At 40.5% G+C, this 23,274-nt stretch carries 19 protein-coding genes; 7 read left to right on the forward strand and 12 right to left on the reverse strand.

The features are described from left to right. Nucleotides 1–15: 15 nt before the first annotated feature. From B4Z90_RS15280 to B4Z90_RS15290, 3 genes are all read right to left on the reverse strand, one after another. Complete coding sequence (locus tag B4Z90_RS15280) at nucleotides 16–1,668, reverse strand: ABC1 kinase family protein (protein WP_286802698.1); 1,653 nt, start codon at nucleotides 1,666–1,668, stop codon at nucleotides 16–18. A 205-nt stretch (nucleotides 1,669–1,873) separates the two neighbouring features. Next, on the reverse strand, nucleotides 1,874–2,515 hold the full coding sequence (locus tag B4Z90_RS15285) for a hypothetical protein (RefSeq protein ID WP_070562889.1): 642 nt from the start codon (nucleotides 2,513–2,515) through the stop codon (nucleotides 1,874–1,876). After that, entirely contained in the window at nucleotides 2,505–3,008 is a 504-nt protein-coding gene (locus B4Z90_RS15290) for an RNA polymerase sigma factor (protein WP_112375536.1), read from the reverse strand. Before B4Z90_RS15290 ends, B4Z90_RS15285 begins: the two co-directional genes overlap by 11 nt. A gap of 117 nt (nucleotides 3,009–3,125) precedes the next feature. Between B4Z90_RS15290 and B4Z90_RS15295 the strand changes: the two genes are divergently transcribed. Beyond that, complete coding sequence (locus tag B4Z90_RS15295) at nucleotides 3,126–3,563, forward strand: acyl-CoA thioesterase (RefSeq protein ID WP_286709730.1); 438 nt, start codon at nucleotides 3,126–3,128, stop codon at nucleotides 3,561–3,563. A gap of 155 nt (nucleotides 3,564–3,718) precedes the next feature. Here the strand turns inward: B4Z90_RS15295 and B4Z90_RS15300 are convergent, their stop codons facing one another. From B4Z90_RS15300 to B4Z90_RS15310, 3 genes are all read right to left on the reverse strand, one after another. Then, entirely contained in the window at nucleotides 3,719–4,162 is a 444-nt protein-coding gene (locus B4Z90_RS15300; protein WP_112375535.1) for an Hsp20/alpha crystallin family protein, read from the reverse strand. Between the two features lie 464 nt (nucleotides 4,163–4,626). Continuing rightward, a complete protein-coding gene (locus B4Z90_RS15305) occupies nucleotides 4,627–5,337 on the reverse strand; it encodes an AAA family ATPase (RefSeq protein ID WP_070562900.1) in 711 nt (236 codons plus the stop codon). A gap of 78 nt (nucleotides 5,338–5,415) precedes the next feature. Then, entirely contained in the window at nucleotides 5,416–5,784 is a 369-nt protein-coding gene (locus B4Z90_RS15310) for a dihydroneopterin aldolase (RefSeq protein WP_046672427.1), read from the reverse strand. Nucleotides 5,785–5,856: 72 nt separating this feature from the next. Between B4Z90_RS15310 and B4Z90_RS15315 the strand changes: the two genes are divergently transcribed. Together B4Z90_RS15315 and B4Z90_RS15320 are read left to right on the forward strand one after the other, a co-directional pair. Continuing rightward, complete coding sequence (locus B4Z90_RS15315; protein ID WP_070562903.1) at nucleotides 5,857–6,585, forward strand: 3-keto-disaccharide hydrolase; 729 nt, start codon at nucleotides 5,857–5,859, stop codon at nucleotides 6,583–6,585. A gap of 269 nt (nucleotides 6,586–6,854) precedes the next feature. Continuing rightward, nucleotides 6,855–9,038, forward strand: coding sequence for a S9 family peptidase (locus tag B4Z90_RS15320; RefSeq protein WP_070562906.1), 2,184 nt, complete (start codon nucleotides 6,855–6,857; stop codon nucleotides 9,036–9,038). 84 nt (nucleotides 9,039–9,122) lie between these two features. Here the strand turns inward: B4Z90_RS15320 and B4Z90_RS15325 are convergent, their stop codons facing one another. From B4Z90_RS15325 to asnB, 3 genes are all read right to left on the reverse strand, one after another. Further along, nucleotides 9,123–10,088, reverse strand: a complete 966-nt coding sequence (locus tag B4Z90_RS15325) for a polysaccharide deacetylase family protein (RefSeq protein WP_286766943.1) — start codon at nucleotides 10,086–10,088, stop codon at nucleotides 9,123–9,125. After that, a complete protein-coding gene (locus tag B4Z90_RS15330) occupies nucleotides 10,088–11,656 on the reverse strand; it encodes a M20/M25/M40 family metallo-hydrolase (protein ID WP_112375533.1) in 1,569 nt (522 codons plus the stop codon). The genes B4Z90_RS15325 and B4Z90_RS15330 overlap by 1 nt, the downstream gene beginning before the upstream one ends. 313 nt (nucleotides 11,657–11,969) lie before the next feature. Continuing rightward, complete coding sequence (gene asnB, locus B4Z90_RS15335) at nucleotides 11,970–13,658, reverse strand: asparagine synthase B (protein WP_046672432.1); 1,689 nt, start codon at nucleotides 13,656–13,658, stop codon at nucleotides 11,970–11,972. A gap of 235 nt (nucleotides 13,659–13,893) precedes the next feature. Here asnB and B4Z90_RS15340 point away from each other — a divergent pair, with 235 nt between their 5' ends. Both B4Z90_RS15340 and B4Z90_RS15345 read left to right on the forward strand, forming a co-directional pair. After that, nucleotides 13,894–14,469 (forward strand): Crp/Fnr family transcriptional regulator, encoded by a 576-nt coding sequence (locus tag B4Z90_RS15340; RefSeq protein WP_070562917.1) that lies wholly within the window; start codon nucleotides 13,894–13,896, stop codon nucleotides 14,467–14,469. 178 nt (nucleotides 14,470–14,647) lie between these two features. Continuing rightward, complete coding sequence (locus tag B4Z90_RS15345) at nucleotides 14,648–15,109, forward strand: VOC family protein (RefSeq protein WP_070562920.1); 462 nt, start codon at nucleotides 14,648–14,650, stop codon at nucleotides 15,107–15,109. Between the two features lie 203 nt (nucleotides 15,110–15,312). Here B4Z90_RS15345 and B4Z90_RS15350 read toward each other — a convergent pair whose 3' ends face one another. The 3 genes from B4Z90_RS15350 to B4Z90_RS15360 all read right to left on the reverse strand — a co-directional run bounded on the left by B4Z90_RS15350 (nucleotide 15,313) and on the right by B4Z90_RS15360 (nucleotide 18,567). Further along, nucleotides 15,313–15,648: a HopJ type III effector protein gene (locus tag B4Z90_RS15350; protein WP_070562923.1), complete on the reverse strand. Its 336-nt coding sequence runs from the start codon at nucleotides 15,646–15,648 to the stop codon at nucleotides 15,313–15,315. Nucleotides 15,649–15,726: 78 nt separating this feature from the next. Beyond that, on the reverse strand, nucleotides 15,727–17,565 hold the full coding sequence (locus B4Z90_RS15355; RefSeq protein ID WP_286802701.1) for a UbiD family decarboxylase: 1,839 nt from the start codon (nucleotides 17,563–17,565) through the stop codon (nucleotides 15,727–15,729). Between the two features lie 132 nt (nucleotides 17,566–17,697). Then, complete coding sequence (locus B4Z90_RS15360; protein ID WP_286766941.1) at nucleotides 17,698–18,567, reverse strand: hypothetical protein; 870 nt, start codon at nucleotides 18,565–18,567, stop codon at nucleotides 17,698–17,700. A gap of 464 nt (nucleotides 18,568–19,031) precedes the next feature. Here B4Z90_RS15360 and B4Z90_RS15365 point away from each other — a divergent pair, with 464 nt between their 5' ends. Further along, nucleotides 19,032–20,306, forward strand: a complete 1,275-nt coding sequence (locus B4Z90_RS15365) for a deoxyribodipyrimidine photo-lyase (RefSeq protein WP_286802704.1) — start codon at nucleotides 19,032–19,034, stop codon at nucleotides 20,304–20,306. Between the two features lie 181 nt (nucleotides 20,307–20,487). Further along, nucleotides 20,488–23,229, forward strand: coding sequence for a 2-oxoglutarate dehydrogenase E1 component (locus B4Z90_RS15370; protein WP_070562932.1), 2,742 nt, complete (start codon nucleotides 20,488–20,490; stop codon nucleotides 23,227–23,229). Nucleotides 23,230–23,274 lie beyond the last annotated feature (45 nt).

The following is a 23,274-nucleotide window of genomic DNA, read 5'->3' on the forward strand; positions in this document are numbered from 1 at the left end:
GCGTTCTAACCCCGGTTAATCGTTGTCCTTTGCTCGGATCATAGCAACAAATAAATATATGGCAAAGACCCATGCCGAGCCAAGGCATATCCAAGCAAAAATGGGAATTCCCCACCACTGTGGTTCTACGCGTGCGACAATAATCATCCCACCTAGTAAATTGAGTGACATAAACATAATTCCGATGACAATACGATTGACCCCCTTGCGTAAAATAGCATTAAAAGATCGCGCACTGATCAATCGGTGGTTGAGTGTAAAATTTCCTGTTCGAAATAAGCGCACAAGGGCGCGCATATCTTCAGGAAGTTTTTCGACATCGCGCGCAAAAGATTCAACTTTATGTTTTCCTTTTTTGAAGATTGCCTCTGGAGAGAGCCGCTCCATCATAATCCTACGTGCAAAGGGCTTGATACTCTCCATAATATTAAGATCGGGATATAACTGGCGTCCAATACCTTCCATCAACGAAATGCCCCGCATCAATTGATAAATATATTCCGGAAAATACAAGCGGTTGTCACCAATGATGTTCCACAATTTATTGAACAATAAATCTAAGCTAAGATCCCCGAGAGATACATTATCAATCATATCGAAAATCTCATATAGGGATCTTTCAAACCGGTTACGATCCGGAATATGGCTCACCACGGCAACGTCTTCAATTACGTCAGCAAGCCGGACAGCATCTTCGGAAATAGCCGATTGAATAAACTCTTCAAGCTGCCTACGGTCTATCCCCAATAATTTACCCATATTTCCGAAATCCAAAAAAGCAATCCGCCCATCCGGCATCACCATCATATTGCCGGGATGCGGATCGCCATGAAAGAAACCATGGATAATCACTTGCTCAAGGTATAAATTGATCCCATTTTTTACCAGCGTTTGGACATCCATTCCCCGACGCTTAATTTCATCGGCATCAGTTACCTTGAAACCATCGAGATATTCCATGCAAAGAACATGGTCCGACGAGAGTTCAGGATAAACACGGGGTACCTTGATCAGTTTATTTCCTTTAAAGTTCTTTGTGAAGCGTTCGATGTTATGCCGCTCAATCACCAGGGACATCTCTTCCTGCATGGTCGTAGCGAAAGATTCAACAATCAGCAGAAGGTTAAGGTTTTCCAGTACATCATTGTACATGGTCAGGATTTTGGCAATATCACGCATGAGTGCTAGATCACAGCGCATAACCTCATCGATACCGGGACGTCGGACTTTTAGAACCACATGGGTTCCATCTTTTAAGATTGCGCGATATACCTGTGCGATAGAGGCCGCAGCAAAAGGTTCGGCAGTAATCTCCTGGAAATGCCCATCAATATCCAGCTCAAGTTCTTCTTTGAGATAAGATTTAATATCCACTTCAAAAGGGGGAACATTATCCTCAAGGCGCTTAAGTTCATCTACGAGATCTTTGGGCAACAACCCCTCTCGCGTCGAAGCCGATTGTCCAAGCTTGATAAAAGCCGGACCGAGCTCCTCAAGAGCCATGCGAATACGGGCATAAACACTGATATTATCGACGTCAATAGCATGTTCTACAGCAGATCGGGGTCCCTTCCACGGCAATCGAGCGATCGCATCTTTAAAACCATATTTGGCCAATATACTTAAGATCTGGGAACTGCGCTGTAACTTCTTTGTCGGATTAAACATAACGGACAATGGTTTTCAATGACAATATACGAAATATCCATGCCCCAAAAAGCAAACAAGCATAAAATGAAGCGGATATTCCATATGGACTAAAAAAACTAATCAGAAGGAGATGAAACAAAAACCTTACCTATTTTAGTTCGAGCCATTTTGAACGGAAAATCAAGTCTTCAACAGCATAAAATACATACAAGGACGCTGTAAACTATTCGGCTTCCATTTGATCTAGCTTTTCCTTTATCTGTGTAATATAATTGCTATAATAAGCACGAATCATAAATTCTGTCAGACCAACAACAAGAATAATGGAAGCAATTGCGGAAAGGATCATCCACACAATAAAGTTTGGATCCTGTTGGAAAGTTTCCTTGAAATGGTATAATCGATCAAACCAGACGGTAGTCCGATTCTGTGCGATCATAATAAGATAAAGAAATAGAGCTTGCGGTATCATCACGTAGGCCGCGATCCGATAGGTCTCTACGGCATACTTCAAATCGTAATACAATTTGAGCAAGTGTTCTTTAGAAGCCAACAACTCGATCTTTTTCGTACTCTTTACCAAATAAAAGAACCTCCGATAATATAAAAGACTAGATAAGGATATCTGTACGATAAAAAAGTAATAGGCAAATGCAGCATAACCTTCAATCTTATATATCGGTAAGATGGGCACCAAAAACAGAAAGCCCATACACACGGCCCAAGAGATAAACTCACGTTTGATATTCTTGCGCAGCTTACCCATGATATTGCCGACTTCCTTATAGTATTTGAGATTTGGATTCTGTAAATCCTCGTCTGTAGGCTGTTGCTGCCAAGATTTTTTTAACTCATCAAAATTCATACTTGTATTTTTTAATGATTTGTTGAATTCGCTCCTTCGTGCGGTTTAATTTTACGCGGGCATTGACTTCCGATATACCCAGATTTTCTGCAATCTCGCGATGACTCTGACCTTCCAAAAACAAAAATATCAGGGCTTTTTCAATGGCGTTGAGCTCTTGAACGGCCTGATAAAAAACGTTCAGTTGCTCATCTTTATCGGTATCGTAAGCTTCTTCTGCAAAATCATGTCGTTCCTCTAACGTATCATAAATCTGATGTTTCTTTTCTTTTTTTAAGAATACCATTGCGGTATTGAGGGCAACACGGTACATCCACGTTGAAAATTTACTCTGTTGCTTAAATGTTGCATAGGATTTCCACAGCTGATAGACGATCTCCTGATACAGATCTTGTCGCCCTTCATGATCATCCATATACATACGGCTCACCTTAACGAGAATACCTTTATTCTCGTCAATCAGTCGAAGAAATTCTATTTCTGATGGGTTCACCTAGCGATTTTTCTTTAAATATATTTAGGTAATAAGTATAGCAAACAAACAAAGTGTTACAGCTTTATTTAAAAATATGTAAATTGTTATGAAAAAAGAGGCTAATCGTTGAAGATTATGGAGAATATATTTTATCAAGGTCAGATTATATGGGCGCAGATCGATGCAAATAGACATATGCGGCATTCTGCTTACGCTGATATCTGCGCACAGGCCCGCAGTAACATGTTGAACAAAATGGGCTTTTCACTGGATAAATTTGCCGAATTTCATATCGGTCCAATTTTATTTCGGGAAGAACTCATCTATTTTAAAGAAGTACATTTAGATGAATATGTACAGGTAAAAGTAGAACTGACGAAATACAACAAAACAAATAGTCGTTTCTCATTTATACACCAAGTTTTTCGTAATGACGGAGTTGTGTGCTGTACCGTCAACGTCGATGGAGCCTGGCTCGACCTTCATAAGCGGAAATTAACGAAGTTACCGGAAGAGATGGAGCCTTATCTCGCCAAAATTCCCCGATCTGAAAACTATGCGGAAACTGAATAGTCTTTTCATCATGTCAGGACCATCCTGATAAAAAAAATCCCTCGGAACGCAAACGGAATTCCGAGGGATTAAAACATAAACTAAACCTAAAAACTATTGTCTTTTGCTCACCTTTGGTCATTCCCAAAATGAACTATTTCTTGTATGCTGCTGGATTATTTAACTTCAATCAAACGTTTTGCAATGATTGCATCTTCTTTTTTGCCAACAGTCAAAATTAATATACCACCTTCATAGGCAGCCTCGATATTGCTGTAATCTACGGTCTCTGGCAAGGTAAATGATCTTGAGAACGAAGAATAATTGAATTCTTTTTTGCTGTATAATTTTTCTTCACTCACACTTTCCTCTTTTTTCTCAGCTGAAATGGTAATTAGATTTTTATCGACATTGATCTTAAAATCAGATTTATCCAATCCAGGCGCTGCCATTTCAATTTTAAAGGATTTTTCAGTTTCTGATATATTGACCGCAGGTACACGGGACACCAAACGATCGGAGATGAAGTTATCATTGAATAAGTTGTCGAATACAGTGTTCACAAATGGATTTACTGCATCCGTGTTTAAACTTTTTGTAGGGAATTTAATTAATGCCATTTTTTTGTCCTCCTAATTTTTTATTTTATTGTTAAGCTTTTTTTGTTCTACCTATTTGAAGAGAGCTATTCAATTTGCGTACCAGCAGGTTTTAAAAGACAAAATGTCATTTAAAAATAAAAAATAATGTCATTTTGTCTTAAAAACAACTGTTTCCAACTACCTAGCGATCAATTTGTCATTAGCGGGCTCCCTGCCCCCTATCCCAAATTGTCCCTATACACAGACTAACGTATAGGAGATAAAACAGTTTATCAGAAATTGTCATTTTTTATTAAGAGTCTGAAACAGAGCGCTCAATTAGCAGCGTACCGTATAAGAGAAAAATCTTTTATGAAACGTTGTTATTTTTACTGAGCACCTCAAACAGAGCGTTCGAATAGTAGTGTATCATATAAGAGAAAAAGATTTTATCAGAAGTTGGTATTTTATTAGGCATCCGAAACGTAACGTTCAAAAAACCATTAAGGTTGATTTTGTTCCAGCGAAGCAATCAATAAGAATTTGACAGCATCGTAAATATAGTCCTTAGCCTCTGCATAGGAGATCCCATAGCGTCGCTGTACGACATCAGCATAATGTGGAAATGGCGTAAATAATTTATCATAATAGGCATCCAGTTGTACTATGGTCGGCAACTCAAAAGCCAAACGAAGCTGAAACCGCCGGATAATGGCTGTATCCAATATTTCAGGATGATTCGTTGCTGCAATCAATACCGCTTCAGCAGGAAAATAATCGATCAGCTGTATAATGGTGTTCACGAGACGGCGCATTTCACCCACATCCTTTTCTTCACTAATCCGCGCCTTTCCGATCTGATCGAATTCATCTAAAAACAGAACTGCTTTTTCACGCCCTGCTTTATCAAAGACCTGTTTGATGTGCTGCGAGGTTTCGCCAATACGAGAAGAAATGAGGTTGCTCAAATTCAACACATAAATTGGTTTTTCAAGCGCTGTAGCCAGCGCTTTCGCCGTTGTTGTTTTTCCGCAACCCGAATAACCGTGCAGTAAAATCTTATTGCTCACCGGCAGACCATATTGCGAAAGCTCTTTAATATAACGATGCTCTTTAATCAGCTGATGCAGCTTTTGACGGCTGTCCTTTTCCAAGAAAACATCCTCCAAAGCAATCCTTTCCTTATCGGCTATGACAAGATCGTAAATATTCATACTATTAATTTAAGACTATCAGATAACGATTGGCAAAACTAAATCTTTCAGTTGGTATATCGCTGATCCAGTTTCGTTTTAATCCTTAAAATATTTAAGACTAACTTGGGAGCAAGAAAGGTCCCCTCCAAAGGGAGGGTTCGATTTGCGTATCACCACTTCGATCGTCAGAGCATGGGATACTCTTTCCCGAATCTGTTCGAGTATTTCTGAAGCCGCAGATTCCAGTAGCTTACGTTTAGGTAGCATGACACCGGCTGTAATCTGGTAAAGTTCTTCGTAATTGAGCGTATTGTTTAAGTCCTCTGTCTCGGCATTCAAAAAGGGAAAACATACGTCAATAGAAACAAAAAATTCATTGCCTAGCACCTGTTCTTCTTCATAGTAACCTATTGGTGCATAGAACCGAGCTTCTTTCAGCGATACTGTCTGTAAAATGGTTGCCATGCACAAACCTACTGAAATTGTTCCAAACAAGTGGGATTATTTGTATATTTAACCATACCAAAAACCCAACAGATGAACTTTTCTTTATCCTCAGCGATAGCAACAACACTCTTATTTGGCGCCACTGCATTACAGGCCCAAACAAATATGAAACCCAGCGACACCGAATATTATAGTCCGGTACCACCGACAGTTACAATCAATCAGGGTATACCAAGCGATGCCATTGTCCTTTTTGACGGCAAGGATCTTAGTCAATGGAAAAGTGAAAAAGGCAAAGCCAATTGGACGGTAGCCAACAACGTACTTGAAGTAAAACCGGGGGCTGGAGCCATTGAGACCAACGAACACTTTAGCGATTTTCAATTGCATATTGAATGGAAAAGCCCCGAAGTAATCAAAGGCGAGGGCCAAGGAAGAGGTAATAGCGGAATTTTCCTACAAGGGCTTTATGAAATTCAGGTATTGGACAACAATAACAACCCAACCTATGTCAATGGCGGAGCGGGCAGTATTTACAAACAACGCCCACCCCTGGCGCAGGTAATTGCTCCGGAAAAATGGCATGTGTACGATATTATTTATAAAGCCCCTCAGTTCAATAAGGATGGAATCTTGACCGCTAAAGGAACAGTAACGGTCCTCCATAATGGCGTCGTTGTACAAAACAATACTCAAATCGATGGCACAACCGAATATATCGGACTACCAAAACAAATAAGCCACGGCCCAGGTCCAATTGTACTGCAGGATCATGGTGATCTGGTCCAGTTCAGAAACATCTGGCTACGTAAACTATAACTTAGCAGCAAGACGTAGCGGTTTATAGCAAACAATTTAAGTTAGAAAAGCAACAATTCTGTACTAGGTTTTATAGGGCTATTTCCCTAATTTAGCCCTATAAAATTTAAAAACAAACGGAATGTAGTGAGCTACTTGCGCCTTTAATTTCCTATCGCAACAGGTTTAGAAGCCTCATGTGATTATTGGACTAATGAAGCGCAAAATAACCACTGGAATGGGCTCACGTATGACGTTGTGTATAAACATTCACACAATATTACAGTTTAATGAAAAGAATTGCGCTATTCTTCTTGTTGGCAAGCTCCATCAGCAGCTATGCACAACGCAACCTCAATTTAGAAGAAACAGTATTTGGACCCCGAACTTACGCCCCAACATCAATAGCCGGAGCATCGTGGATCCCAAAATCAAACAACCTCTCCTATCTCGATAAATCGTACCAGAATCTATTATCAAAAAGCGCTTCCAACAACTGGAGCGAAACTAATCTAGCCTCTAAAGCAGACCTCGAAGCAGCATTGAAAACGGCTATTCCGGGCGAAACATTCAATCTGCGGATGTTTCCTTACGACTATAAATGGCGTGATGGAAACGCGCTATTACTCCAAGTCGATGGAAAAGATAAAACTTACACGGTGGCTTACAATATCAAATCAAAAAATATTGAAAGCTTTATCGGCAATGACAACAAGGGAGCTAATCGCGAGGTAAGTTCGGATTTTTCAAAAATCGCCTACTTAGTAGACAATAACATCGCAATTGTTGACAAAGACGGCAAAATTACTTCCGTCACCAACGATAACGACAAAGGAATTGTCAATGGTAGTGATTACACCCATCGCCAGGAATTTGGCATCAAGAAAGGAATGTGGTGGAACAATCAAAATGACAAACTGCTGTACTATCACAAAGACGAAACGATGGTCGCCAATTATCCATTACCGCAATGGAGTTCCAAAATTACGAATATCAAATGGATTAAATATCCAATGACAGGCCAAAAATCGGAAGAAGTTTCGTTGATCGTTTACAACACCACCACGGGACAAAAGGTAACCCTTCAAACCGGTGAGCATTCAGAGCAGTATTTGACCATGGTTACCTGGGATCCTTCTGGTAAATACATCTACGTCGGAGTACTTAACCGTGGGCAAAATGATCTTAAAGTCAACAAATATAATGCAGAAAACGGTTCTTTGGTCAAAACCCTGTTTGAAGAAACTGCGACAACCTGGGTTGAACCTGAAAACCCATTGACATTCTTACCAAACAAACCGGATCAATTCCTTTATCAATCCGATAGAGATGGCTATAATCAACTTTACCTCTACAACACGGAAGGTAATCTGATCAAAAAACTCGGCTATAAAGACATCGTTATGGAGGCATTGCTCGACTTTTCGGCTGATGGCAGCAAAGTTAGCTATACAGGAGTCACCAACAACGGTTTAGATCGCCAATTATTTGAGGTCGACCTAAAATCTGGGAAAACGGTTCAATTAACAAATGAATCGGGTACGCATCATGCTGCACTAAGTAGCGATGGCAAGTATATCTACGATCAATATAGTAATTTAAAAACACCAAATAAAGTTCAGGTCAAAGAAGTTAAATCTGCTAAAGAAACCACCTTAGTCAATGCAGAAAACCCTTTTTCCGGAAAAATAAATGATCCTAAAATCGAATTTGTACAGTTGACATCCGCAGATGGGAAATACCCATTGACAGGACGTATCATTTATCCCAACGACTTTGATCCAGCTAAGAAATATCCGGTCATGTATTATTTATACGGCGGATCACATTCGCAGCTTGTTTCCAACAAATGGCTAGGAGGCGCTGGATATTTTGATATGTATATGGCGCAACAGGGCTATATCGTCTTCACGATGGATAATCGCGGCACGAATTACAGAGGCCGTGATTTCTATACAGCTACGCATCGCAACCTCGGTCAAAACGAAATGGCCGACCAGATGAAAGGAATAGAGTTCCTTAAATCAAAATCTTTTGTTGACCAACAGCGCATGGGTATTTTCGGGTGGAGTTTCGGTGGTTTTATGACAACTTCCTTCATGCTCCATCATAACGATATCTTCAAGGCTGCAGTAGCTGGAGGTCCTGTAATCGACTGGAAATTTTATGAGGTGATGTACGGCGAACGCTACATGGACACGCCGCAAGAAAATCCGGAAGGTTATAAATTGACATCGCTCCTCAATAAAGCCGATCAACTGAAAGGAAGACTATTGATTATTCACGGCGCACAAGACCCTGTCGTTGTACAACAAAACAGCATGGAGTTTTTAGAAGCCTGTATTAAAGCCGGAAAGCAAGTAGATTATTTTCTATACCCGACTCATGAACACAATGTAATGGGAAAAGACCGTATTCATATGTACGAAAAAATTGCGGACTACTTCAATCAGCACCTCAAAAATCCGTCATAAACTCAGGAAAACAAGACAACACAAAAAGGGCTATCCAAAAAGATTTGGACTGCCCTTTTTTATGCAATTTAGTACAGGTTAATGTTACTCCTGATCCAGGCCTTCGGATAAACTATACAATGTCCAGTGTTTTGTTTTTATGGCCTGAGATTCTGTCCGAAGCAATCGGATAAAATCCTGCACCCCAACTTCCTCATTCCCATTACCATGAATCAGGACAATACTTCCGTTTTTGGCCTGCTGTCCTTTAGCCAACCAGGCATCCGAGCCTACCGCAATAAGACCATAGGACAATAGCTGCTCAATGATGCGCCGATCGGAAACTAAGCCCGGACAACGAAAAAATACCGAAGGCAGAAGACCGTTTTTCAGCATCAATTTTTCATTCTCCAACACTTCATAACCTAGATTCGTATTTTTGGAAAGCAAAAAATTGGATGTTAAAGGATTACTAGTAAAAACATGGTCATACGTATGATTTACCCAGGTAATCTTTACTCCCTTTGCATCCAATGACTTTAGCCATGCTAGATCTGCGGCGTGATTTAGCATCCATTTACCCGAAACAGAAACGGCCAGTGGCAGGCTGCGATCTATCCCCTTAAATGCAGCGAGAAGATCTTCAAAAATAGCCCTGTCCAAAGGTTTATGTGAAGGACATAGATCAATCGTCAAATTAATACCAGCCTCTTTGGGAAGCCTAAAATTCAGCCCCGCATCCTGTAAGTTGTTTTCAGTTTTTCTGACTAAAGAGAAGCAGCTTTCGTATACCGAACCACTTAGACTTTTTGTAACCTGAGCCGCATCGTTGTACAGAACGCTGACCGATCGATCTCCTACTACACGCGTTTGCAGTGTAGTAGGATCTACCGTTAAATAATATTTTACAGTATTTGTCGCGAAACTACGGATCCCCACCAGAGAATTATTATTTTCACGGAGGATCAACCACTCGGTTCTGTAGTTTTCTAAATTGGCAAATGAAACCTGTCCATTAGAGAGTAGGGCGCACACCAAAAATAGACCAACAAAAATGAGCTGTTTCATCATCAGTTGCCACTCGTTCTTTTAGACTGTAGATTAGTTGGCCATACCGTCGGCTTGCCATCTTTATCAATTGGCAATGTGATCTTATCGCGGGAGACCAAAGCAGGCTCTTCACAGGCAAGGTAAGTCAAAATCGCAACGATAATGGCGTTTTGTTTTACTTCATCAAACACAATCTTATCATAGGTATCCCGATTGGTGTGCCAGGTCACCTTACCATAGTCCCAGGATGTGGAAGAGAGCCCAAAGGCCGGAATTCCTTTTTGAACGAAAGAAGAATGGTCGCTTCCCCCCGTCCCCGGCATACCTGGAAAACTGGTTTGGATTTCATTACGGAACTCTTCAGGCAAATATTGCACCCAGCGGCTTATATATTCGTAAGATTTTTCAAAACCACTGCCCCCTATCCGGACAATTCGCCCTGTGCCGTTATCCTGATTCCATACCACCTGTATATTTTTAGCGATCTCGGGATGATCTTCGACAAAAGCTGAAGAGCCATTCAGCCCCTGCTCCTCACTTCCCCAGTTACCGACCAAAATCGTTCTTTTATTATCCGGGTAAACCTTCCTTAAAATGCGGACAGCCTCCATCATGGTAATTACTCCTGTCGCATTGTCTGTCGCTCCCGAAGCGCCGTCCCACGAATCTAGATGCGCCGAAAGCACAACATACTCGCCCGGTTTTTCCTTTCCCTTGATCTCTGCGATACTATTATAGGTCTTTGATATTCCAAGCTCTTTTGAATTTCCCTGCAGCGAAACCCGAGGTTTGACCCCATGTTCTGCCATGCGGTATAACAGACCGTAATCTTCCAGCCCTACGTTAAATACCGGAATCTGTTTGGACTTCGCATCAAAAATCCGTGTAATACCAGGCAACTCTGTCCAATAGGAATCAATGGCACCAACGGCGCCAGCATTCTCCAAAGCCAAGGGCAATGTCCGACGCGTGCTTCCCGTATAGGACATACTACTCTCCCATTTTTTCAACTGATCATTTTTTAAGGCTTGATATTTTTCATAACCTTTCGGGGAAGCTGACTCCTTCCAGTTGGCATCTGACCGTCCTGAAAGCGGATTCATTCCAATCAATACGATCTTGCCTTTGACTGTCTTAAGCCAAGACTGAAAATCAGACGGGGAACTAAATAAAGGCATTACCACAACCTCGGCTTCAACCCCTTTCTCCTTGGTCACGGGACTGAACGCCAACTGTGTACCTTCCAAAGATTTTATGCGGGGATAGGTCATCGTCACCTGAGAAGTTCCTCGTTCCCACGAACGCCATTCACCATAGGGCTCATTGCGGGCCTGTGCGCCAAGCGCATTATAATTTTTGACAACCCAATCATGCGCCTGTTGCATTTGTGGACTCCCGACAAGACGGGGGCCAATCATATCGACAAGCTCAAACGCATACTTCTCCAATTGTGAATTTGCATTTGCCTCCTGCACAATTGACGAAACCATCGCTTCTTTATTTTGAGCAAAAATAGCTGGAGTGCTCAGCAATAGAAGTGCCAGCCCTAAAGATTTCATTCCACGCTGTTTCATTAAATCTACCTTCATGTATATATCTTTATTTATTGTATAATTCTCCGTTAATACGCTAACGCTACGAGCGCAAACTACATGTTACTATATTCCACTAGCTCTCAAAGAAGCTCCAGAAAAAGACAGTGCTCCGGTCAACCTTAGTTAATTTAGAAACCCAAAGTTTCCTGTGATTGGCTTTTCCGAAAATTACTAAACAATATTTAAAAACACACATTCATTTTTAATCAATTAAATAATATACCCTTATTTAGTTGAAAAAAAAACATAAAAAGCCTGAAAAGAAACTTTCCAGGCTTTACCAAATATAGATATGAGGGTTGATTAGTTACACGGCTTCCACTTTGGATTTTTCGTAGCTCTCTTGGTGAACCGAGGCCACAGCCCGACCCGATGGATCATTCAGATTCTGGAAAGAAGCATCCCAAGCTAAGGCTTCCGGCGTACTGCATGCGACAGATTTTACCGATGGAACAGTTTGTGCTGCCGCTGTTGAAGGAAAATGTGATTCGAAAATTGTCCGATATAAAAACTCTTCTTTGTTTTTCGGTGTGTTTATCGGGAAGCGCGTTGAAGCCTCGGCAAACTCCTGATCAGAAACTTTACTTTCAGCCTGCTCTTTCAAGGTATCGATCCAGCTATAGCCTACACCGTCAGAAAATTGCTCTTTCTGGCGCCATGCGATGCTTTCTGGCAGATAGTCTTCAAATGCCTTACGTACAACCCATTTCTCCATCCTTCCTTCGCGAATCATTTTATCGGAAGGATTGATACGCATCGCAATGTCCATAAATTCTTTATCTAGGAAAGGTACACGCCCTTCAACACCCCATGCTGCAAGTGATTTATTTGCCCGCAGACAGTCGTACAGGTAAAGCTTTTTCAGCTTACGTACAGTTTCCTCGTGAAATTCCTGTGCATTTGGCGCTTTATGAAAATAAAGATACCCACCAAAGAGTTCGTCTGACCCTTCACCCGACAATACCATTTTAATGCCCATTGATTTGATTACACGAGCTAATAAATACATCGGTGTAGAAGCGCGTACCGTCGTGACGTCATAAGTCTCCAAGTGGTAGATCACGTCACGGATCGCATCCAATCCTTCTTGGATGGTAAAGTTGATCTCGTGGTGTATTGTTCCGATATGATCTGCTGCTTTCTGTGCCGCAATTAAATCCGGTGCTCCCTTCAATCCCACCGCAAATGAATGCAGTTGAGGATACCAGGCATCTTCTTTGTCGTCACTTTCGATACGTTTGGATGCAAACTTCTTCGTTACCGCAGCAATAACCGATGAATCCAATCCACCAGACAGCAGTACACCGTAAGGTACATCTGACATCAATTGACGATGCACCGCATCTTCCAAACCTTTGCGCAAAACAGCGATATCGGTCTCGTTGTCTTTTACAACATCGTAACTTTCCCAATCACGTTGATACCAGCGCTGCGGAGCTTTCCCCGTTTTGCTATACAAGTAATGCCCCGGAGGAAATTGTTCAATCGTCGTACAGAAACCTTCCAGTGATTTTAATTCGGATGCAACGAACAATTGCCCCTGCTCATCTTCACCATAATATAGAGGGATAATTCCCATATGGTCACGTGCGACAAAAAAGGAATCATCACGTGAATCATAGAGTGCAAAACCAAAAATACCATTTAATTCATCCACAAATGAGGGACCTTTCGCTAAATATAATGCCAACACAACTTCAGAGTCACTTTGTGTCGAGAACTCATAATCAGGAAGGCTATTTCTTAATTCATGGTGGTTATAGATCTCGCCATTAACTGCTAGTACAACTTTACCGTCCGGACTGTACAATGGTTGACTTCCAGATTTAGGGTCAACAATAGCTAACCGCTCGTGTGCCAATAAAGCTTTCTCACCGGTGAATATACCCGACCAATCCGGACCACGGTGGCGAATACGTTTTGACATTTCTAATACTTGAGATCTCAATGAGCTTGCAGGTTGCTTTAATTCAAAAGCGCCAATAATTCCACACATATTATGAAAATTTTAAATATTTCGTTTTTACATTATGTTATTGATACAAAGTAAAACAATTAAAAACTAAATTCATAATAATTTTTAATATTTATTATATTTTTATCAAAAATACTTTTCAAAACAAACAAAATTATCAACGAAACACTTATTTGTTTACAATAATCACACAATCTATTAACAATTGATCTGCAGATTAATCGTTAAATTAACTTCGTAATCAAATAACCAGGACATGGATCTAATTAGAACCTTCTATAGTGAGCTTGCACTAACTCCTCAGGAATTAACTGCAATTACAGAAAAACATGAAGCCATAACCGTCAAAAAGGGCGATTTTATATTGACCAAAGGACAGGTTTCAAATGCTTATTACTTGATTGAGTATGGACTTACACGCTCCTTTTTACACGATTATGAAGGCAATGAAGTTACCATAAGCTTCTGTACGGACAATGATGTTGTCATTGAAGTCGCCTCTTTTTTTCAACGCCATCCAACGGTGGAAAATATCCAGGCACTCATGGAAACCCGTCTCTGGAAAATAAAGTTTGAAGATTTTCAGGAACTTTTTCATCAGATTCCTGAATTTAGGGAATGGGGGCGTTCTTGGATGGCCAAGGAACTTGTTCACAGTAAAAATAGGGCTATTGCCATGATTACCGAGCCTGCTACTACCCGCTATTTGCGCTTGATAAAAGAAAAACCAATATTGATACAGCAGGCACCACTCAAGCATATTGCTTCCTACCTGGGCATCACCGACACTTCCCTAAGCCGCATCCGGAAAGAAATTGTCCACGGAAATTAAACCGTGGTAACGCCCAAAGGACTACTTTTTTAAATCTTGCCTTAAGGCAAGATTTTTAAGAAAACTTCAGCTTAATTTTACCAATGTGCTTCCAAGCTATTTATTTATAGTCTTATAGGAAGGAAAAATTGAGAAAAGAGTTAAAAGAAGTAATCATTATATTCAAAAATTAGAAATCATGGCAAAATTACACGCTTATCTAAATTTCGACGGAAACTGTGAAGAAGCATTCAACTTTTATGAAAAAGTCTTCAATACAAAAAATCCTGGCTTCATGCGTTATGGAGATATCCCTGCCGACCCACAGATGCCACCTGTTCCAGACGAAGCAAAAAACAAAATCTGTCATACAGCAATTTCGATCAACGGCGATAGTATGCTGATGGGAGCTGATGTTGTTCCTGCTTTTGGACAACAATATATCCAAGGAAACAACAGCTATGTCATGCTGATGTGCGAAAGCACCACCGAAGCGAAAGCTTTGTACGATGCACTGAGCACCAATGCAAAGGTCGTTGAAATGCCACTTGGCGAAACATTTTTTGCCGAACTATACAGCGCTTTTCAGGATCAATTCGGTATCTGCTGGATGGTTTATTTTGGTGGGAACAAAGACCAGGATTGCGAAAGTAATGCTTAAGCCAACCGCTTAGCTGACAAAATAGTTGAAAAAGAGAGGGCAGTAATCTATTGTTACTGCCCTCTCTATTCCCGTGGTTTCGTTATCGTGTAGCACCTATGCTACCCTGTGGAATGGCCATTTCAATTTTGTCTTTTCAAAACTGCCACAACAAGATGTTTTCCTGTGCATCTCAGGTTTTTACCGCTACTAGGTTAAATTTATTATTTTTTCACCAGTACTTCTTCCTCAAACAGGATCCCATCCCAGCCATTTGTCCTAAATTGACGAATGTTCTGATGTCCCTCTCCCTCAGGATTATCGAGTACATTCTGATAATGCTCGGCAAAAAGGCGCAAGGTATCCTCCTGCGAAAGACCATTCAACTGTGCAAAATAGAAAACTTTTGCGCTGCCTTGATTTTCTTCTTTCGAATTTTTCAACGTCCCATTCTGAAATGCACTGGGACTATAGCTGTAATGATCGGCAATATGAGCCAATACTTCCTGAAACTGTAATTCGCTTCCTTTTGATTTAATCAATAATTCTGCTGTATTCATCTTGATGTTATACCTTTTAAAATCTATTCTAATTTAATTTCTCAACCATAAACCTGAATGAACAGGCATTAAGCGCTCTTAAATAACTCCATGCAGCGAGCCTCCCTTTGCAGCAAGCTGATCCACACGTCTTTCCACCGCTTCATCTTTAATCAAAGCCGGGGCATGGTGGGGTTTTGTTCGCGCATCAATAATCAGAGGACCTTCACAACCCCAATGTTTAAATGCTGTAAAACTATTTATTCCATAAATATCATACGCAGGATTACTCCGGGTAAACGTTGTCCAAACAAAGTTATTGACAGTAGCAGCGGTAAAGTTAGCATCATCGCATAAAACGATCAATGGAAAACCTTCCCAGGAGCTTGCAGCGGCAGCGCGACACCATTCCGCCATAATTTTCGATTCATGCTCGTATGTGGAGAATGCCTGTCCATCTATCGCAATAACACCAGGTATGACAAATTTTGCCTGATTAAAAGGTCGTGGCAGCTCAAAATTGGCTGGCAATTCACGGCCCAATGTTCTTTTCTTTGTACCAGCGGCAGCAAAAACCACCTTTGAACCGGCATTTAATCCATCGCCGGAATAATCTAAGGTATCAATAGTCGTATTGGTCTGAAAATGAACATCTCGAGTAAGGTCTATGCGTTCAAGGATATGACCCAAAAAAGCCGAAATATCATAAATATCCAATTGCGGATTATCTTCATTTGCTGAAATAAACAAATATTTAGCAAGGCTGAGCTGATTTTTACCCAGTATCTGATTGGCTATCGTTAAAATTTCTTGCGGTCGATCCACACGCTGATAAGGCGTATACCGTTCAGACCCTATTGCAAAAAGTAAGGGATGTACACCAGCGGCATCAACAGCATTAACTGCATGGAGACCTGAAATCTCCTTTGGAATGGCCGCCCCCGTAATTTCGTGGATTAAGGCACCAAAACTGGTGTCTTCCTGCGGCGGCCGCCCCACAACGGTAAAAGACCAAATTGGATTTTTCTTATGGTACACATTATGCACCTTCATCAAGGGAAACGGGTGAGTTAAACTATAGTATCCGATATGGTCACCAAAAGGACCTTCCGGTTTATTTTCGTTGGGATAAACAGTACCGGTAATCACAAAGTCTGCATCTGCCGAGATACAAAAACCTTCATCATCATAAAAATAACGGAACCTTCTATTTCCCAATGCCCCGGCAAAGATCATCTCAGAGAGTCCTTCCGGTAGCGGCATTACAGCAGACAAGGGATGTGCTGGCGGTCCGCCGACAAAAATACTCACCTTTAAAGGTTTACCGAGCGCATTTGCCTTAGTTTGATGGATTCCGATACCACGATGCAACTGATAATGTAAACCAATCTCCTGATCAGGCAGATAATCATTCCCAGAAAGCTGAATCCGATACATCCCCAGATTGGCCTGCATAATACCGGGTTTGGCAACATCTTCTGTATATACCTGCGGCATCGTCACAAAAGCACCGCCGTCCATTGGCCAGTTGACGATCTGCGGAAGTTTACTAATTGATGTTTTACCATGAAGTATGGGAGCCCCCGATTTTTTTTTCCAGGGTAAAGCCCCAAGGGCTGTCATCGAGGAACCAATATATTGAAAAGGATTTTTAAGTACTGCAGCAGGATTCATCTTAACATCCACCAATTTCTTCAGGTGGTCTAACGAATCCCGGAACATAAACTTCGAGCGTTCCAGCGTTCCAAACAAATTAGATACAGCCGGAAATTCCGAACCTTTGATATTTTCAAAAAATAAGGCGGGCCCTTCAACATCAAACACCCGCATATGGATGGCGGCCATTTCCAAATAGGGATCGACCTCTTCTTTGATCCGGATTAAATGACCATGTTTTTCAAGATCCGCAACACATGCTTCTAAACTATTGTATCCCATATATTAAATCTGCTTCAACATGTTAATCCACAAATTTAACAGAATAATTTATTAAACAGGATATAAAGAAAAAACCTTTAGCGATCTTGGATCCCGCTCTCTTATCATCAGTATAACAACCTCAACCATTACCTAGGTATCCATGCAGACATAGGATTTCAAGGGCGTAAATTCAAATGCCTGTACGCGCTGCCAAGTTGAATTATCTACATTTTTCTCATAATAAAGTACTCGCCTAAATTCATCAATATCTTCTTTATTGATATCATTCAACCTTGTCAACAAGAGCTTAGCAAAGAATTTATTGACGCCTATTTCTCTCTTTTGGCCTTCGGAAGTGCACTTCAGGAAATGGTAAAATAAGCCTCTAAATGTCATTTCCTCATTGCCACCGAAGTAAATAACTTCTGATATAAAATTATTTTCCCAAGGCATTTCTCGTAGCCAGCGGTAAACATCGAGCAAAGGCAGGGGGCGAAACTTCAGGGAAGCCACCCAGTTCCAATAAAATATGGTCTGCCGTTTGGCAAGTTTCGCAAATATGCGGTTCAAGACACTCTCCTTCCCGATGACGCTACTTTTAATCACAATGGTATATTGGACGCGTAAATTTTCCAGCAGATCGCGCACAGGCTCCAAAAAATGTTCATCCATTAGCCTCGCGACATAAATGACGCGGTTATTTCCGGCACGTCTACAAATTTCCACGAAATTGCGCAGACCAAGCAATTCAAGCTGAAGCTGTATATCATTGTCAAGTGAGGGAACCTGCGTAAAATAAATTCCAAAATTGAGTTCAGCAATCTGAAAATTCTCAAAAGCTTCCCCTTTTCGCAACAGGTCCAATTCAAAAAGCTTTGCCGTCACCTTTTCCTTTACTATTTTATTAAAAAGGGATAAGTTGCGCACTAATCCAGTCACATCAAAATCTTTGGATTGCAAATAACAGGATGCCCGTCGTCCCAAATAGGTATTTAGCCCGCTGATTAAAACCTTTTTCATTCGAATTCTCTATATTTTTGGCTTTGAAACTACCACGATTTAATGATTCGTTCTTACGATCGTGAGCCATTAAATAGGATCGTTCCTTCCTAGTACGCTGAATTTATATATTACCCTTTTATTCGCTAAAACGAATAAAATCCCTAGGACGGTTCCATTGGTGATGCAGCAATCTTTTCCATGTTTTTCTTACGCTTTTAGTATGTTACTCGGATTGTTTCAAGAGTAACGGAAATAACTTACAAATATCATAATTCCCTGATTTTAGAACAGAGAAACATCAAATAAGTTTAACACTATTTTTATTTTTTCCTAACCAAAATAGCGTAAACCATCCAAACAAGTACCGCCATTGTCCTTTTTTTGTCAATTCGCGCATAAATACTTTCAAGAACACAATATCCTTATATATTTGTAAATCTTCTGAAAATAGGCTGCACTAAAAAGTATTTATCTTCACCTCTATGGACAAAAGGGCTACAATGATCTGGTTTCGAAATGATTTAAGACTTCATGACAATGAAGTATTTTATCAAGCTTCTGAAAAAAGTTCATTCATCATCCCGGTATACTGTTTTGACCCCCGATATTTCGACCGCAATCAATTTGGCACTTTAAACACAGGTGTTCTGCGAGCGGCCTTTGTCATTGAAGCCGTGACCGCTTTAAAAGAAAAATTAAAGAGTCATGGTAGCGACTTGTTGACTTATATTGGCAAACCTGAAGATATTATCCCAAGAATAGCACAAAAATACCAAGTCAACGAAGTTTATCATCACCGCGAGGTGGCACTTCGGGAAACTTCTATTTCGGAAAAAGTAGAAAGTGAGCTTTGGAGCAGCAAAATAAATTTGCGCCATTTCATCGGTCACACCCTCTACCATAAGGAAGATCTTCCTTTCCCTATTAAAGACATACCCAATAGTTTTTCCATTTTCAAGAAAAAAGTAGAGCGGGAAAGTCTGGTGAGGCAACCCATCCCATTTCCGACCAATTTCCTTACGCCGCCCCATCTTGAGGACACCAAAATTCCTTCATTAAAAGATTTGGGCTATTCAGAAGAGGAGATCAAATCTGTTGATGACATCTATATTCTCGGTGGCGAAGACACTGCGCTTAGTATTATGCATGCGCTATTGTCAACCTTTCCGGAGACAGAACAGGACCCTTTGATTCTAGGGCCTTTTATAGCGTCAGGGGCCTTGTCGCCTATTTTACTCTATAACAATATCAAAAAACTTGGTGAAGGTAAGAAAGACAAACGATTTGAAAAGATTGTCGACATTCTGCTCTGGCGCGATTATTTTAGGTTTATGCTTAAAAAATATCCGAATATATTCTTTAAGCCACAAGGCACTAAAAACAGCTCCCCTCAGGATCATCCGACCTTAGACGGGAATGAAGAATTATTTGAAAAATGGAAATCGGGCCACACGGAACATGATTTTATAAACAGTGTGATGATCCAGTTACAGAAGACCGGCTATATCCCTTATCAAGCACGCTTAATCGCAGCCAGCTATTTAGTTCATGAGTACCAGGTCAACTGGCTTCGTGGCGCTTCCTGGTACGAGGAGCACCTATTAGACTATTCTCCGGCAACTGTTTACGGACAGTGGTCTCATATTGCCGGAGTTGGGACAAGCGAAAAAGACAATAAAGCGCTGGACTGGCAAAAATTGATCAAAACTCATTTCCCAAATGGACTTCCAAAATTGGACGAAATACTTGTTAAATAAATCTTCGGCAGAAATAAATAATTCCAATAGAAAATAAATTTGTAGGACGCTGGAAGCCCTTTTTAAATCATGCTAAAAATGTTAAGAATTGGATAGGTTTATTGATTAAATTATTCAATTTCAGTATTAGAAACTCTTTTTTTATTCATAACTTTGACAAATTTCATAGTTTTAATTGTAAATGGACAATCTGACATATTTGAGTAATGCTGATTCGGCTTATGTCGATGGCTTATATCAATCGTACAAGCAAGATCCCCAATCGGTAGATTTCGGATGGCAAAAATTCTTTGAAGGTTTTGATTTCGGTCAAAATGCTGGCGGAACAACAAGTTCAGTAGGCGAGGCTACTCCCGAGCACGTATTGAAAGAAATCAATGTGCTGAACATGATCAATGGCTACCGCGACCGTGGCCACCTATTCACACACACTAACCCTGTTCGTGAGAGACGTAAATACTATCCTGGCAAGGAATTAGAAACGTTTGGTCTTGCTGAAGCAGACATGAACACCGTTTTTAATGCAGGTGTTGAAGTCGGTTTAGGTCCAGCAACATTAAAAGACATCCGTCAATTGGTGGAGGATACTTACTGCCGTTCTATTGGTGCAGAATTCAAATATATCCGTAACCCAGAAAAAATTAAATGGTTACAGGACCGTATGGAAGCGGACCGTAACATGCCAAAATTCTCGTTGGACACAAAAAAGAGAATTTTAAACAAATTAAACCACGCCGTTGTATTCGAAAACTTTTTAGGCACTAAGTTTTTAGGTCAAAAACGTTTCTCATTGGAAGGCGCAGAAAGTTTAATCCCAGCATTAGATTCAGTCATTGAAAAAGGTGCAGAAATCGGTATCCAGGAATTTGTTATCGGTATGGCTCACCGTGGCCGTCTGAATGTATTGACTAATATCATGGGTAAATCTTACAAATCAGTATTCTCTGAATTTGAAGGTAAGACTTACGCTGATGATCCTGAAGTAAACTTTGGTGGTGACGTAAAATACCATTTGGGCTTTTCATCTGAGGTCAAAACAAACGATGGCAAATCTGTCCACTTAAGTTTGGCTCCGAACCCTTCGCATTTGGAAACTGTAGATCCAATCGTTGAAGGTATGGTCCGTTCTAAGATTGATTTCAAATACGAAGGCGACTCTTCTAAAATTGCACCGATCATCATTCACGGTGACGCAGCAATTGCTGGACAAGGTGTAGTCTACGAAGTAACCCAAATGTCCAAACTCGATGGTTACAAAACTGGCGGTACGGTACATATTGTCATCAACAACCAGATTGGATTTACAACGAACTACAAGGATGCGCGTTCTGGAACATACTGTACAGACGTAGCAAAAATCACTTCTTCACCTGTGTTCCATGTGAACGGTGATGATGCTGAAGCGGTAGTTTATGCGATTAATTTAGCGGTTGAATACCGTCAAAAATATAAAACAGACGTATTTATCGATCTGTTATGTTATAGAAGATTTGGACACAATGAGGCTGATGAACCAAAATTCACGCAACCATTGTTGTATAAAATCATCGAAAAACATCCGAACCCGAAAGAAGTTTACGCTAAAAAATTAATTACTGAAGGAAGTATTGACGAGGCGTATTCTAAAAATATCGAGAAAGAATTTAAAGCTGAATTGCAAACTAAATTTGAGGAATCTAAAACAGTTGAGGTATTGACTGAAGAGATCCCGATGTTTAAAGGTGCATGGGAAGGATTGCGTCCTGCTAAAAAAGGTGAAGTATTAACAACTTCAGATAAAACGAAAGTTGCAAAAGATCTATTCTTAAAATTAGCGAAAGAAATCACAACCTTACCTTCGGACAAAAAATTCTTCCGTAAGATTACACGTTTGTTTGAAGATCGTGCCAAAATGATCACTGCTGATTCATACGATTGGGCAATGGGCGAATTGATGGCCTACGCGACATTATTGGATCAAGGTAACCGTGTACGTATCTCGGGTCAGGATGTACAACGTGGAACATTCTCACACCGTCATGCGGTATTGACGCTTGAAGATTCGGAAGAGAAATATGTTCCTTTAGCCAATATTAAAGGTGGCGATAAATTCTCTATCTACAATTCGTTACTTTCAGAATATGCTGTTTTGGGTTTTGAATATGGTTATGCATCTTCTAATCCAAATTCGTTGACAATCTGGGAAGCTCAATTCGGAGATTTCTATAACGGTGCTCAAATTATCGTTGATCAATATTTATCGAGTGCAGAGACAAAATGGAAACGTTCTAACGGTTTAGTTATGATGCTTCCTCATGGTATGGAAGGTCAAGGTCCTGAGCACTCTTCAGCACGTATCGAAAGATTCTTAGAGTTATGTGCAGATGAGAATATGATCTTAGCAAACTGTACTACTCCGGCTAACTATTTCCACTTGTTGCGTCGTCAACTTGTACGTGAGTTCCGTAAACCATTGGTTGTATTTACGCCAAAATCATTGTTGCGCCACCCTAAAGTGGTATCACCGTTGAAAGATTTTACAGAAGCTGCTTTCCAAGAGGTAATTGATGATGCAAATGTTGCGGCGAAAGACGTTAAACGCGTGTTATTCTGTTCGGGTAAAGTTTACTACGACTTATTAGAAAAACAAGAAACGGACAAACGCAAAGATATCGCTATCGTGAGATTGGAACAATTATTCCCAATTCCTACAGAGCAATTGAAAGCGATCCGTAAAAAATACAACAAGGCAAAAGAATTTGTTTGGGTTCAGGAAGAAAATGAGAACATGGGAGCATGGTCTTACTACTGCCGTAAACTAATGGGTACTGAGATTGCATTTACAGGTTTTGTTGCCCGTAAAGAAAGTGGAAGTACAGCTACGGGTTACATGAAACAACATGTTGCACAACAAGCAGAAATCTTAAATAAATCATTCGAATAAAAACAATTTAAAATCAATTGCGTCTTATCTATAGGACGCAATTGT

It is taken from the genome of Sphingobacterium sp. UBA5639, assembly GCF_002421245.1.
Classification (GTDB): Bacteria; Bacteroidota; Bacteroidia; order Sphingobacteriales; family Sphingobacteriaceae; genus Sphingobacterium; species Sphingobacterium multivorum.

Excerpts from the sequence above, each read along its gene's own strand:
- B4Z90_RS15280 (WP_286802698.1), bottom strand. The coding sequence starts at position 1,668 with ATGTTTAATCCGACAAAGAAGTTACAGCGCAGTTCCCAGATCTTAAGT.
- B4Z90_RS15285 (WP_070562889.1), bottom strand. The coding sequence starts at position 2,515 with ATGAATTTTGATGAGTTAAAAAAATCTTGGCAGCAACAGCCTACAGAC.
- B4Z90_RS15295 (WP_286709730.1), top strand. The coding sequence starts at position 3,126 with ATGGAGAATATATTTTATCAAGGTCAGATTATATGGGCGCAGATCGAT.
- B4Z90_RS15300 (WP_112375535.1), bottom strand. The coding sequence starts at position 4,162 with ATGGCATTAATTAAATTCCCTACAAAAAGTTTAAACACGGATGCAGTA.
- B4Z90_RS15305 (WP_070562900.1), bottom strand. The coding sequence starts at position 5,337 with ATGAATATTTACGATCTTGTCATAGCCGATAAGGAAAGGATTGCTTTG.
- B4Z90_RS15310 (WP_046672427.1), bottom strand. The coding sequence starts at position 5,784 with ATGGCAACCATTTTACAGACAGTATCGCTGAAAGAAGCTCGGTTCTAT.
- B4Z90_RS15315 (WP_070562903.1), top strand. The coding sequence starts at position 5,857 with ATGAACTTTTCTTTATCCTCAGCGATAGCAACAACACTCTTATTTGGC.
- B4Z90_RS15320 (WP_070562906.1), top strand. The coding sequence starts at position 6,855 with ATGAAAAGAATTGCGCTATTCTTCTTGTTGGCAAGCTCCATCAGCAGC.
- B4Z90_RS15325 (WP_286766943.1), bottom strand. The coding sequence starts at position 10,088 with ATGATGAAACAGCTCATTTTTGTTGGTCTATTTTTGGTGTGCGCCCTA.
- B4Z90_RS15330 (WP_112375533.1), bottom strand. The coding sequence starts at position 11,656 with ATGAAGGTAGATTTAATGAAACAGCGTGGAATGAAATCTTTAGGGCTG.
- asnB (WP_046672432.1), bottom strand. The coding sequence starts at position 13,658 with ATGTGTGGAATTATTGGCGCTTTTGAATTAAAGCAACCTGCAAGCTCA.
- B4Z90_RS15340 (WP_070562917.1), top strand. The coding sequence starts at position 13,894 with ATGGATCTAATTAGAACCTTCTATAGTGAGCTTGCACTAACTCCTCAG.
- B4Z90_RS15345 (WP_070562920.1), top strand. The coding sequence starts at position 14,648 with ATGGCAAAATTACACGCTTATCTAAATTTCGACGGAAACTGTGAAGAA.
- B4Z90_RS15350 (WP_070562923.1), bottom strand. The coding sequence starts at position 15,648 with ATGAATACAGCAGAATTATTGATTAAATCAAAAGGAAGCGAATTACAG.
- B4Z90_RS15355 (WP_286802701.1), bottom strand. The coding sequence starts at position 17,565 with ATGGGATACAATAGTTTAGAAGCATGTGTTGCGGATCTTGAAAAACAT.
- B4Z90_RS15360 (WP_286766941.1), bottom strand. The coding sequence starts at position 18,567 with ATGAAAAAGGTTTTAATCAGCGGGCTAAATACCTATTTGGGACGACGG.
- B4Z90_RS15365 (WP_286802704.1), top strand. The coding sequence starts at position 19,032 with ATGGACAAAAGGGCTACAATGATCTGGTTTCGAAATGATTTAAGACTT.
- B4Z90_RS15370 (WP_070562932.1), top strand. The coding sequence starts at position 20,488 with ATGGACAATCTGACATATTTGAGTAATGCTGATTCGGCTTATGTCGAT.